The sequence below is a fragment of the Bradyrhizobium acaciae genome (genome assembly GCF_020889785.1).
In the GTDB taxonomy this organism is placed as follows: domain Bacteria; phylum Pseudomonadota; class Alphaproteobacteria; order Rhizobiales; family Xanthobacteraceae; genus Bradyrhizobium; species Bradyrhizobium acaciae.
The window spans coordinates 105,002-118,130 of record NZ_JACMYK010000010.1; the positions used below are offsets into that span (position 1 = coordinate 105,002).

A 13,129-nucleotide genomic window follows, 5' to 3' on the forward strand; every position below is an offset into this window, starting at 1 on the left:
TCGCTGATTCGCGCGTGCTTTCGAGTAATGCTGGCTAACCAACATCGGTAACTATTGCGGGCAAGCGGCCCAATGCCCATCATTAATGGACGATTCGTTTCGCAGGCTGGGGGACCGATGAAAGCGATACCGAATGCCGACACGAAGTTCGCCGACGAAGATGAGTTTCGGGAAATCTTAAAGCGGTTAATTGTCCCCGGCATTCCAATCGAGGACGTGAAGTCATTGCAGGGGCGCGAGGCGAAGCTGCGTGAAATTAGCCGCGCACTCAATTCAAAGGGAATGCACGTCTTTATTCATGGAGAACGTGGAATCGGAAAGACGTCGCTCGCGGTGAGCGCGGCGAAGACGTTCCTAAAGATTGACGCGTATCCGCCCTATGTCGGCTGTGACGAAGACGCGACTTTCGACCATTTGATCAGGGATATTTGCCGTGAGTTTCTTGGATCAGGAGTTCTGAGGCGGCAAACCGACTTCCAACAGTCAGCGGGATTCAACCTAGCTTTCTTGAAATACGAAGTTAAGGGGAGCGGGGGAACGTGGATAATTCCAGAGAAAGTCGAAACCATAAACGAGGCGGCAGACATGATCGGCGAGGCCGCACAGCTTTCGGGATATTCCGAGCCCCTTATCGTGGTGGACGAATTCGATCGCATTAAAGATGATCAAATGAAGCGTCGATTCTCTGACCTGATCAAACGCATTCACGACAAATCTGTCAATGTTCGATTCTTGTTTTGCGGGATAGGCAAAACGCTTGATGAGTTGACGAGTGGACATCTGTCCTCCAATCGGCCTTTGCATCCGATTGAGCTTGATCAGATATCTCATGATGCTCGCTGGCGCATCGTTACTCGAGCGGCTGACGCGTTAGGCTTCACGGTTGACGGTGAGCATCTCATTCGCGTGGGTCACATCAGCGATGGTTTTCCATACTACATTCATCTGGTCGCTCAGAATTTGTTTTGGATTGCCTTCGATAAGCATCCGCATGACCCCGTCATTACGTCCGCTGATTTTCATGCGGCTGTGATGGGATCCATGGAACAGGCCGAGTCGCCACTGAAGTCGGCCTATAAGTTGGCGATTCAGAAGACAAAAAACTCACTCGACTATGAGGAGGTCCTTTGGTCGGCTGCAGCAGGCACTCACATGCAGCGACAAAGTCGCGAGATGTACGACAATTCCTACATTCCAATGATGGAAGAGCGATTGCGCAAAGAACTCTTCGACACGAAGATTCAAGAAAAGAGGACGGCACTTACTTACGAGAAGTATAGGGATCGCCTCTATAAGCTGACAGATCAGCGGCACGGCCGAATTTTGGAGAAGTCGCGTAATTCTTGGTATGAATTTCCGGAGAAGGTCAATCGCGGATATGTGAGGCTCGTGGCCGAACGAAATGGCGTTCAACTTGGCACCGACCATTTTTGACAATGGTGATGGTCGCCGTTGTCCCGCATTACGAATTGAAGGAGGCAGCTTCTTTTGAGAGGCAGTCTTGGCGAAATTCATCGCATACTTCCGAGTGTCTACCGAACGCCAAGGCAAGTCCGGACTTGGTTTGGCGGCTCAGCACCGCAAGATATCCGAGTTCGTTGTAAGCGCTGGTACGCTGATCGCGGAATTCTGTGACGTTCAGTCTGGGAAAGACGATTCACGTGTGGAGTTGCAACGAGCGATCCAACTGGCGAAGCGGGAGAACGCAAAGATTGTTATTGCCCGCCTCGATCGGTTCTCACGTCGTGTCAGCTTCATCGCAGGCATTCTTGAGCAGGGCATCGGCCTCGTCTGCGCCGAAATGCCCACTGCAACCGATTTCCAACTGCACATATTCGCAGCTCTGGCTCAAGAGGAGCGTCGACTGATTTCCGAACGTACAAGAGCGGCGTTGGCCGAAGCCAAACATCGAGGGAAGATTCTCGGCTTGAATAGTCGGAATTTGGCCGCGAAGAATCGCAAGGCCGCTGACGAATTTGCATCCCAACTCAGGGAGAAATTGGATGCGGATTTGTTGCGGCGATCTTACAGTGAGATTGCGCGGCACTTGAACGATAGGGGAATTATGACGGCGACCGGGCGGAGGTTCTACCCGCAGACGGTCAAAAACTACCTGACTCGAGTCGGCGAGTAGACGTGCGTTGTCGGTGGTTCGGCAAATCGACAACTGACCGGCGTGTGAGTGCGTTCGAGCTCGCAGATGCCTCTCTAGGCGCGTGGATCCCGCTCTTAGGGCAGCTCTATGAAATAAAGTCGGTGTCGAAAGCTCGCATCATGTGTCCGAGCTTAAGAGCCTTTGACTTGAGATATCCCCTGTTTTGCTCGGTTGGCTCGCTTTCGAGCCGAACTCTCTCAACCGCAATGCCTTGGTTGGCCAGCCCGGCAATCTTACGAGGATTGTTAGTTAGCAGACGGACTGATGAGCACCCTAGGTGCTTTAGGATGAATGCCGCTTGTTCATAAGCGCGCGGATCGGGAGGTACTCCAAGCCGCTTATAAGCGTCCGCTGTGTCGATTCCCTCGGTAGCCGACAATGCCATTCCCCGAACCTTAGCAAGCAAGCCGGCACCGCGTCCGTCCTGAAGCATGTAAACGAAGACTCCACCTTCACTTTGTATCCTCCTCAAGCTTGTCTCTAGTTGCCAATGGCAATCGCAATCGACACTTTCAAATATCTCGCCTGTGTAGCAAGCGCTCTGCACCCGAACTAATGGACATTCGACCTGTTTGTCGCTCAAAAGCGCAAGGACATTGTCTTGCTCGTTATCAGACCACGAGAAGACATACAGAATGAAATCGCCGTACCGGGTACGAAGTGGAGAGTGGGCAATTCGCGGCTCACTTAGCATTGGCGTTCCCTACCTCGCCCAGTGGAAGAGACGGCGTCTTGGCTAGCAACGCATCGGGTTCAGGCACGAGACCTTCCCATTGCTCGTGGACGTGGAACGCGATTTCGGCCGTTTTCATCGCCAAGAGCTTGTTTCTTTTATCTGCATCAGCATTCGCATAGTCGTGAAGGCCAAAATCGTACGCTGCCTTCTCACGCTCCAATTCTCTTTGCGCTCGTCTATATATCGACCAAAGTCGCTGCGGCTTCCTAAGCTGGAGCCACGCTGTCGCTGCGGCCGAAAAGACCGAAAGGCACGCTGGAATAAGCTTGCCCCAAAGCCAACCATCTCCAAGGGTAACGAAGAGAGGAGCAGCTAGTGTAAAGCAAATTACCACGTAGAATGACATCTGCGATTCGTGCTTGTTGTGGTCGGCCTTCTCCCTCATTCCTGCATGGACTGCGGAGTAATAGTCAGTAGCTTTTGCGTAGGTGTCTGTTTGGATCAATTTATCATTTCGAAATAGACTCATGTCACTACCTCGTCCGAACTCGTTGGTCTGGCGCTCGCGTTCCGTACGCCTTGAGACCACCAGCCACGGGAACATTGGTTGTTTGGATCCCCTCTATACAGCTATGCTCTAAATCGATTGGCAGCACCCAAAGTCTCAATTGGCTTGAAAAGTCGAACGGAGGAAGCGGTCGCATAAATTGGGGTCGCTTCGGATAGATCAGAACCAGCTCGCCCTCCGATTGACCTCCGAGATACTTGTGACCATACGCGAATAGTTGATAGAAATCTGATTGCCGTAGATCGTAACTATCTCTCTTGTTGCCTGCATCAATCAGTTTCCATTTTGCATCGAGCACCCAGCGCTTCTTGCCATGTGTGACCAGGAAGTCAGGTTCGAGACGAAATACCTTCCCGCCATCATGCTCACAAAGGTGCTGTGACGCTGCATGTGCCTTAAGTGATGCCTCTTTCAGTAGAGCCCTTCTGAGAATTGACCCGACATACCGTTCAAAGAGCTTCTCCATCGGGAATAACAGACTTATTCCGCGCCATTCGTGGGCTAACGCCATCGGCGTCTGCTGGCGCAGTATCAGTTCACACCATGGCCTGATCTGTTGGTAACGGGCCAGCAATCGATCGTCTCGCCATTGCTCGAAATCGCTCCACACATTCGAGCTTGCAGGGATCTCATGGAGGAGGTTGCGCAACTCATGCCCGAGATGCCAATTGCGAGACTCTTGCGTCGTCTTACAAGCAATCTCTAGCGCGAGCTTAAGCAAGCGATTTTCGGGTATATCCGCCAGGAAGATGTCGTGACGAATCTGGAAATGATGCCGGCGACCCGGTGGCTGCCGCAGTTGCTTCCCAAGATCAAGCTGTCCCCGTAAATAGATCTTTTCTTCCTCGACACGGCGATAATCAAATCGGACTCCGCGCTTTACAAGGTGATCTAGCGCAAGCAAGAATTGCTGAATAACCCATTCGTTTAGTGGGGCATCAAACAACTGGAGGTCCGCTGGACCAATCTCCCTAACAGGCAGATCAAGCGCACTCAGTATCATCCGCCGAAGTAGCTGGCGGCTCTTATTGACGTCGTCACTGAGTTCAAAGTGTTTTGGAAGAATCTCGAGGCGCGTACCGCAAGGCGTTTCGAGAACGCCAACGTAGTTGTCCAATCTAAGACAACGTCGATTTTCTAGATGCGCGAGTGAAGCGCCGCTGTTCCTGAATAGAGACATGAGGCGACACAGCCACTCAAACGCTGAAGAGGAGACCCGTTCGCAATCGAGTGACCGAACGGCTAGTTCGTCGGTTGTGAGCCTTGCATGCTCTCTAACGACAATCGATTCCTTCAACTTGCGCTCGCATTCAATGCAGAAATGACGGCCGCACCCAACGATCTCGTGTTATATTCTTTTCCGCTGGAGTAGTGCGTCTTAAGACCTAGCTCCGTTGCTAACTTCCAAAGCAGCGGCCTCGCCTCGGGCAGCAGTGCTCCATTTTCCCAAACTTGGATGGTCCCCGTCGACAGCTGTTTGACAGTCAAGTGGCCTTTCCGCCCTTCAAACTCGGTTTCTGGGGAGAGTGGTTGGCGCACATGATCGATAATGCCCGAGTACGCTGCCGGCAGGTCGAACGCTTCTTCGTTTATTTCCCAACGCACTCTCTGGCCGGGCACGTTCGTTTCGCCGAACAAGGCTTCAAGGTCGTCTTTAACCTCCACCACAAAGCAATGCTCACGGCTCTTGCGATGGTCGTTCAGGACCAGCTGAATTCTCGTCCAATCTTCAAAGAAATATTCTTGCAATAGCGGAATAATCTTTTGGCGGAAGATCGCGCTCAGCACTTCGATTGTAGGTTGGCTACGCAGATCTAGGAAATACGCGTGTCCTAACCGGTGCTCTCTGTCCAATAGCACCTCAATTCGATCATTCATCACCTTCAAGAGTTCACTTACCTCGACGCCTGAGACTTCAATATCCTCAAGTTCCTCGATTTGCGGGACCATCTCTTGAAACGAGAAGCGCCGCCTCAATGCTATGTCGAGCCCTGTAAGTGATCGGTCGGCTGTATTCATGGTCGCGATCAAAAAGACGTTTGAGGGAATACTAAAGCGCGTTTTTGAGTAAGGTAGCACCACCTCGAGTGCTTCAGGCGCTCCGTGTCGTTTGGAAGGCTCCACAAGAGTGATTAGCTCGCCAAAAATACGGGAAACGTTTCCGCGATTGATTTCATCGATGATCAATACCTTAGCATTCGACTTCGATGCGGAAACCGCTGCTGCGCCGGAGAGACACCGTTCGACTAATCGCGGAAGGATGTTGTTATAGCCATTAACGAGATACGGCTCCAATTTGGAGTCCGACAGCTTGTCAAAGACGCGCTTTTCGCGGATGTCATCGAGCGTCAGATCGCCCTTTTTCACATGATCAGCGAGCGTCTTGAGCAACCCGATACCGATCGGGAGCCGGTTGCCGTTCGGCTTTGCTAGCTCGACAAGATCCGCAGAAGCGAACACGACCTCGTATCCGGTTCCAAATTGCTCACCGACCTTGAAGATCTGCGTCGAAATTTCCGAACGCGAATTCAGCAGGGCCGCCAGCTTGCTCATGTCTATCGCCCCTGGTCGTAACTCATAGAGCGTCATCTGGCTGAACTGATTGTTCATCAGCTGTTCGAGCGGCAGAGAAGGCTTATACACGCGCAACCATTTCACGGGTCGGCATTGACCATAAGAATCGTTTTGTTCCTTTCGGTCGACTCGTCGATAATCGCCTATCACCTGGCCGATTGCGCGAAATTTTGAGTTTCCTTCTGTTACGACGAGAAGGTCACCCTCGCTGACCTTGAATAGGAAGGTGTTGACCGCCGAGACAGGGTACGAATCTCGCGTGAGAGATTCTCCACTCGCGATGAATCGGTCGAAGACGTCCTCTCGGTCTTTGCAATCGCTGAAGTCGGTCGTTCCACCGTAACCAAGCAGAGCGTAGCCATTTTCGATGCATTCATCAAAAATGTAGGCGTCATCTCCCAACCAATTGCCGAGAGACATCTTCCAGACACGACGGTTCTCCAGATCGACTGGCGCTTCACGTTGCTCCGTTACTCTCGCGGTCGCAGCAGTACATAGGTTCTTGAAAACTCCATCCACGATTTCGTATCGAAGCTGTCCATTCTCATCGTTCTCGGCTCGTAGCCCCTCTACGAAATCCTCGTAGCTGAAGCTTTGATGAAAGGTCACAAACCGCACGTCGCCAGCTGCGACGAGCTGATCGAACCTGCTCTTTAGCGCTTCGCGATCATCCTGATTTTCTGACAGGAATTGGGGGTCAAGGATCTCGAGAGCTGCAGTGACGGTTGCATACGTTTTACCGGTGCCAGGAGGACCGTAAAAAATTCGGTTAAGATCAGGCATTGCTACGTTGTCCGCGATTGTTACCGGAAGAGAAGTTGTGTCGGGCCTCGCTGGATCACGTTCGAACGTTAGAACGTATCTATCAGAGCTGGCAGGATCGCGATCGAGAACCGCGAAATCGCCGGGCTGTACGTGATGCTTTTTAAATGTAGCTCCAAAGCGGAGTTGCAGCCGGCTGTACTTCCCAAGAAGACAAGTTCTGAAAACTCTCCCGTCCGGGAGTATCAAGCTAAACCTCTCCTCGGGCTCACCATCCGGAACCGCAATGAATCGGCTTGGAAAAAGCTGTTGGTCGGAGGGCACACGTATGTACCCGTTATCAATAGCGCCCTGCGTTAGCCTGATGCGAAGCGCCTCCTCGCCTGCGGCCATCACTCCCCCCCATGCAAACCGGCTCTCTGATGTGCGGCAGCTCTACCTATGCTAGATCAATCAGTTAGGAGCAATCCATACTTTTATAGAATACTTCCTCCAGGGACAGCGACAGCATTGCCCGGATGAAGTTGTAGCTTGCGGCCTTATCTGGGCGATCCAATAGCTGCCCTCCTAGACACCCCGAATGGGCTGTTTTGCCGGTGAAGGAATTTAAGATCTCTGAGTGACCAGTTTGGGAATCTTTATTTCTCATCCAGAGTCGGCTGGTCGGCTGGCAGTTGAGCAACGGTGCCATCAACGGAAAGCATGTCGAAATCCGGCGCCTTCCCGCTGATCTTCTGAATGAACTTCGTCGGGTCTTCCGGATCGACGAACAGCGTCATGCCTTGGCCATCGCGGAAGACCACCTCAAAGCGCTGAGTGTCGGGGTCCACTGTCAGGCGTAGCTCGGTGATCAACGATTGCAGCCTCGATGCTATCTGTGCACGGAGCTTGTACACGTCCCCGCCTCTGGCGGCCCGCACACGCTCGATCAGCTCCGCGACCTGATCGGGACGGCGGTAGTACGTCAATGCCGTCTGGTCGAGGACGGAAATCTCGTGGCGAAGCTGTTTCTCCAGCTTCTTCGCTGCGACCAAGTCTAGCTCTGCCTTCTTGATCCGCTCGGCAATGAATGCGCTATGAAAATCCGCCATTTTCAGGCCGATCTCGAAAGCCTTGCTCCGTTCGTCCTCCAACAGTCTAATTTTACCCACGGCGGCATCAAGGTGGAGCGCAACTTCATTTCGCTTGGACGAGTGCTCACTCGACGACACGAGCGATGCCAAATCAAGTTGCTCGACGAAGGACAAGAACGTTGACTCGAACTGGTCATAACGCCAGCGACCAGTCATCTCGCAGCCACCGTTGCGAAGTGCGTTTGAGCAAACGAGGTACGACCTACCTTTGGGTGGTTGACCCTTGTTTTGATAGTGCATTGGTTCGCGGCAGTAGTCGCAGACCGCCAGCTTCGAAAACAGGTTGGTGAAGTGCCTTCCCTTCGGCCCACCACTGCCCTTCTTGCCTTCCTCAGGCTTCGTCTTGCGTTCCAGCCGACCGCGCTGCGCTGCCTCGAAAACTGTCTGGGCTACGATGCTGGGAAAGTAGTTGCGAATGGGATTGCCATCGGGCGTCCGCTTGCCTCCTTCCATCCGATTGGGCTGGAATGTCCCAATCGCTGCTGCACTGCTGAGGATCTTGTTGACTGTCGAGTTCTGCCAGCCGCCCTTCCCCATGAAGGTCGGGATACCCTCCTCATTCAGGCGGCGAACGATCGTGAACGTGCCGAGCCCAGATGCAGCCTCGTCGAAAATCCTGCGGACCACCACTGCGCGGTCCTCGACAACCTCAAAGCCCATTCGATCCGGCGTCAGGCGCAGCCAGCTTGGACACCTGGCGGTCAGCTTCCTTTGACTTATGGCGGCCCGTTTTGCCTTCCATGCCTGTGACAGGCGATCGCTCTTGCGGGCCGATTCCTCGTTAGCCCGGCTCATCTTGGCGATCGAGATAATCAGATCTTCGAAGCTGATGTTGCCTTTGAAGACGCGCTCATCATCTAGCGTGACCAGGACCAGACCCGCTTCCACGATCTCAATGAACGGCTTCAGGGCGACCACCGGCTCTTGGCGGCTCATTCGATCAAATGATTCGACGAGCAGGTATGAGCCCGCCTCGATCTTTCCGTCCCGAACAGCCTCAAGGAACCGCCCGAAGGCGCCAGATGCGAGATTTTTGCCCTTGTAGGCGGAGACACCGATGTCGTGGAGGTCGACATCCTCGATCAGCTCCAGACCGTGGCTGTCGGCGTATTTACGAGATGCCTCACGCTGACGGCGAAGGCTATCGCCCTTCAGCTGGAGGTCAGTGGACATCCTGACGTACGAGAAAGCCTTAGGACGGATTTTCTGAATGGGTATAACCATCTGATCTCATTAACAGTTAGTAATTTAATTGTCCACCATATCCTCATGATGGGCTCGCCCGGCGCCGGCAAATCGATGCTGGCGGCGCGGCTGCCTTCGATCCTGCCGCCGCTATCGCCGTCCGAATTGCTTGAAGTCTCGATGATCGCATCCGTCGCCGGCGAGATCCGCGACGGCGCCTTGACCGCGCGGCGCCCGTTCCGCAGCCCGCATCATTCCGCCAGCATGGCCGCGCTGACCGGCGGCGGCATGCGCGCCAAGCCCGGCGAAATCTCGCTCGCGCATCAGGGCGTGCTGTTCCTCGACGAATTGCCGGAGTTCGATCCGCGCGTGCTGGATTCGCTGCGCCAGCCGCTGGAGAACGGCGAGGTCTCGGTAAGCAGGGCCAACCATCGCGTCACCTATCCGGCGCGCTTCATGCTGGTCGCGGCGATGAACCCGTGCCGCTGCGGCCACGCCTATGAGCCCGGCTATTCCTGCAAGCGCGGCCGCCTCGACCGCTGCACCGCCGACTATCAGATGCGGATCTCCGGTCCGCTGATGGATCGCATCGATCTCAGGATCGAGGTGCCCGCCGTGACCGCGGCGGATCTGATCCTGCCGCCGCCGGCGGAGGGATCGGCCGAGGTCGCCAAACGCGTCGCCGCCGCGCGCGACATCCAGCTCGCCCGCTATGCGGCGGCCGGCATGCCGCATGTGCGCACCAACGCGGAAGCGCCGAGCGCGCTGCTCGAGACCATCGCGCAGCCCGACGCGCAGGGGCAGAAGCTGCTCCGCGAAGCCGCCGACACCATGCACCTTACGGCGCGCGGCTATCACCGCGTGTTGCGCGTGGCGCGCACGCTCGCCGATCTCGACGGCACTGATACGATCGGCCGACTGCACCTCGCCGAGGCGCTGTCCTATCGTGCATTGGCCGACGATCTGCGCCGCGCGGCCTGAGCCGAGCGTTTCCAGTGAAGCGGGTCCGGTGAAGACGACGCGCCAGAACCAAGGCGGTCCCGTTTGGGGCCCGATGCCTGCTGCGTCAACGCGGCGGTAACCACTCTCGTTTACGCTCCGCAAACCATAAGCACCGCGATCTGCGGCACGCTTGGGTCGAGCGAGTTGTGTCATGTTGCGTATGAAGATTCTGGCCTCGGTGGTGCCGCTTGCCGTGGCCGCGGTATTTGCCCGCGCGGAAATCCTGCCGGGTCCCCGGCCCTGCATCGAGGTCGGCGGGGCCACGATGCAGATCGCGTCGATCCCCTGGCTGGCGCAGCTTCACGTCAGCTTCACCGACGACCCCAGCCTTGCGACCGTCCGGGTCCGGGTTGCCGACAGCGCCGACGCTGCCGACTTCACCGTGATCGACGACGTCGACGATGCGGAAGCCGGGGCGTGCGAGAGCAATGCGGTGCCGCAGCTGATCGCGATTTCCAGCAATCCGACTGCAACCGACCCCATCATCTATCTTTCGCACGACGGTCCGTTCGATTACCGCGTCTATGTGCAGTCGAAGACGTTCTCAGCGCGCGATGCCGCGGCCCTGATCGTCAGCGCCCGCGGCGAACATCGCCGCCTCGAAGCGGCGTCGCACGAGCCTCGCGCGCGCTTCCCCACCCGGATCATGGCGGAGTTAACCCTCCGCTAACCCTGTTCTGAGGGCGGCGCGAAACCGCCATCAAGTTCAAGCACTTTGCAAGGTAGCCGACGCATCTTCATTGCCGGATCAAGCTATTTCAGGGCCACCATTGATGGGGCGTTTCTTCCGGATCAAGTTACGCTTTCGCCGCTTCCTGCGGCGCCATTCCTGGGTCGCGACGATCGTCCGCTCCTTCACGATCTTTTCCGTCGCGTTCGGCGGCGCCTTCGGTTTCATTTCGGGCGCGCTCTCGGAGCACAGCGGCTACGACCCAAATGCATTCGCGATCGGTGTCAGCTTCCTGTTCGCGCTCGCCTGCCTCTGGATCGTGACGCTCGGCATCCGCCTGCGGCTGATGCGCAGAAGGCTGCGCACCATCGCCATGCACAATGAGGCGATGGCCGACCGCAACTGGGAACTGCAGGAAGCCGAACAGCGCGCCTCTACCCTGTTCGAGGCACAGGACGATCTGATCGTGCTGCGCGACCTCGACGGCCTCATCACCTACGCCAACGACGCCTATTGCGAGCTGGCGCAGATTTCCCGCAGCGAATTGATCGGCAGCACCGCCACGCTCAAGGTGCTCGAGCAGGGTGACACCGCGCTCGAATCCAGCGGCACCCGGGTCTACGACCAGAAGATCGAGGGACCGCTCGGGCCGCGCTGGATCGCCTGGCGCGAAGGTCTGGTGCGCAACGATGCCGGCGCGCCGGCGGAGATGCAGAGTGTCGGCCGCGACGTCACCGACCGCACCGAGAGCGAGCGGGCGCTGGCCGACGCGCGCGATCAGGCCGATGCCGCCAACCGCGCCAAGTCGCGCTTCCTTGCGATGGCGAGCCACGAGATCCGCACGCCGCTGAACGGCATCATCGGCATGAGCGGACTGCTGATGGACACGCAGCTGACGCCGGAGCAGATGACCTACGTCAAGGCGGTCAAGACATCCGGCGACGCGCTGCTCGCGCTGATCGAGGAGCTGCTCGACTATTCCAAGATCGAAGCCGGCAAGATCGATCTCGAGCACCGCGCCTTTGCGCTGTCCGGCCTGATCGAGGACATCACCGAGCTGCTGGCGCCGCGCGCGCAGACCAAAGGCATCGAGATCGCCGCCTATGTCGACGAGCGGTTGCCGATGCAGGTGACCGGCGACGCTGCGCGGCTGCGTCAGGTGCTGCTCAATCTCGCCGGCAATGCCATCAAGTTCACCGCGACCGGCGGCGTGGCGCTGATCGTCGAGCCCAGCATCTGGCCGAACGAGATCAGCTTCCTGGTTCGCGACACCGGCATCGGCATCGCTCCCGAAGCGCAGCAGCGCATCTTCCGGGAGTTCGAGCAGGCCGACGACCGCATCGCGCGCAGCTACGGCGGCACCGGCCTCGGGCTTTCGATCAGCGACCGCATCGTCAGGCGCATGGGCGGCCGCATCACGCTCGCGAGCACGCCGGGCGCGGGCTCGACCTTTGAAGTGTCGATCCCGCTGGCTGCCGCCGACACCGGCGACGTCAATGGCTTCACGGCACCCGACCTTGCCGGCCAATCCATCATGCTGGTCGCGCCGCACAGCATCGAGGCCTCGCTGATCTCGCGGCGGTTGCAGCGCTGGGGCGCGCAGACCTGCATCGTGTCGGATGCCAATGTCGCCGAGGCGCTGCTGCCGGAGCGGAGCTGGCACGCCATCCTGATCGACCACACGCTCGGCACGGCGGCGATGGAGACGTTTGCCGGCGCCGCCCGCATCCATGCGACCCACCGCATCGTGATGGTCACGCCGGCGACGCGGCAGGATCTTTCGGCCGCGGAAACGGCGATGTTCACCGGCTATCTGGTCAAGCCGTTGCGCGCGTCGTCGCTCGCCGCACGCCTGACGGCGTCCCCCGAAATCGCCGCACCAAGCCTGATCGGAGATCAAAGCCTTGCGATCGAGGCGGCAGCCGAGTCCGCGCCGACTGCGCCGGCATCCACGCCGCCGGACAAGGGGCTCTCGATCCTGGTCGCCGAAGACAATGAGATCAACGCGCTCTTGATGCGCTCGCTGCTCACCCGGCTCGGCCACAACGTGGTCATCACAACCAATGGCGAGCATGCCATGGAATCCTGGCTCTCGGCGAGGTCAGCCGGCACGCCCTACGATATCGTGCTGATGGATATCCAGATGCCGCGCCTCAACGGCATCGAAACCACCAAGCAGATCCGCAGCCACGAGGCCGGCCAGTCCATCCGCAGGACGCCGATCCTGGCGCTGACCGCCAACACGCTGGTCGAGGATCGCTATGCCTGCTTCGAGGCCGGCATGGACGGTTTTCTGATCAAGCCGCTCGACCGCGAGAAGCTCGAAGAAGCGCTCGCGGGCCTGGCGGCCGCGCGGCATATCGCGGCGTAGGCAGCTGCAAATCCCACGTCGTCCCGGCGAAGG

Annotated in this window: 9 protein-coding genes and 1 pseudogene; 5 read left to right on the forward strand and 5 right to left on the reverse strand. The window is 57.2% G+C overall.

The features are described 5' to 3' along the window. The first annotated feature begins 117 nt into the window (after positions 1-117). On the forward strand, positions 118-1,434 hold the full coding sequence (locus tag H8A92_RS07510; protein ID WP_229195184.1) for an AAA family ATPase: 1,317 nt from the start codon (positions 118-120) through the stop codon (positions 1,432-1,434). 67 nt (positions 1,435-1,501) lie between these two features. Continuing rightward, the gene (locus tag H8A92_RS07515; RefSeq protein ID WP_229195185.1) at positions 1,502-2,134 is read left to right on the forward strand and encodes a recombinase family protein; all 633 of its coding nucleotides are present in this window, start codon (positions 1,502-1,504) and stop codon (positions 2,132-2,134) included. 106 nt (positions 2,135-2,240) lie between these two features. On the opposite strand, the gene ribA is transcribed toward H8A92_RS07515, so the two are convergent. From ribA to H8A92_RS07540, 5 genes are all read right to left on the reverse strand, one after another. Beyond that, the gene (gene ribA, locus H8A92_RS07520; RefSeq protein WP_229195186.1) at positions 2,241-2,849 is read right to left on the reverse strand and encodes a GTP cyclohydrolase II; all 609 of its coding nucleotides are present in this window, start codon (positions 2,847-2,849) and stop codon (positions 2,241-2,243) included. Beyond that, positions 2,839-3,360, reverse strand: a complete 522-nt coding sequence (locus H8A92_RS07525) for a DUF4231 domain-containing protein (protein WP_229195187.1) — start codon at positions 3,358-3,360, stop codon at positions 2,839-2,841. The genes ribA and H8A92_RS07525 overlap by 11 nt, the downstream gene beginning before the upstream one ends. Before the next feature lie 4 nt (positions 3,361-3,364). Continuing rightward, a complete protein-coding gene (locus tag H8A92_RS07530) occupies positions 3,365-4,516 on the reverse strand; it encodes an McrC family protein (RefSeq protein ID WP_229195188.1) in 1,152 nt (383 codons plus the stop codon). 176 nt (positions 4,517-4,692) lie between these two features. Beyond that, positions 4,693-7,128, reverse strand: a complete 2,436-nt coding sequence (locus H8A92_RS07535; RefSeq protein ID WP_229195189.1) for an AAA family ATPase — start codon at positions 7,126-7,128, stop codon at positions 4,693-4,695. A 245-nt stretch (positions 7,129-7,373) separates the two neighbouring features. After that, the gene (locus H8A92_RS07540; protein WP_229195190.1) at positions 7,374-9,041 is read right to left on the reverse strand and encodes a recombinase family protein; all 1,668 of its coding nucleotides are present in this window, start codon (positions 9,039-9,041) and stop codon (positions 7,374-7,376) included. On the opposite strand from H8A92_RS07540, the pseudogene H8A92_RS07545 reads away from it, so the two are divergent. The 3 genes and pseudogenes from H8A92_RS07545 to H8A92_RS07555 form a co-directional block, all read left to right on the forward strand. Further along, a pseudogene (locus tag H8A92_RS07545) lies at positions 9,015-10,034 on the forward strand (YifB family Mg chelatase-like AAA ATPase); the annotation flags it as partial. The gene H8A92_RS07540 and the pseudogene H8A92_RS07545 overlap by 27 nt on opposite strands. A gap of 172 nt (positions 10,035-10,206) precedes the next feature. After that, on the forward strand, positions 10,207-10,725 hold the full coding sequence (locus tag H8A92_RS07550; RefSeq protein ID WP_229195191.1) for a hypothetical protein: 519 nt from the start codon (positions 10,207-10,209) through the stop codon (positions 10,723-10,725). Between the two features lie 103 nt (positions 10,726-10,828). Continuing rightward, complete coding sequence (locus tag H8A92_RS07555) at positions 10,829-13,096, forward strand: PAS domain-containing hybrid sensor histidine kinase/response regulator (RefSeq protein ID WP_229195192.1); 2,268 nt, start codon at positions 10,829-10,831, stop codon at positions 13,094-13,096. The last annotated feature ends 33 nt before the right edge of the window (positions 13,097-13,129 follow it).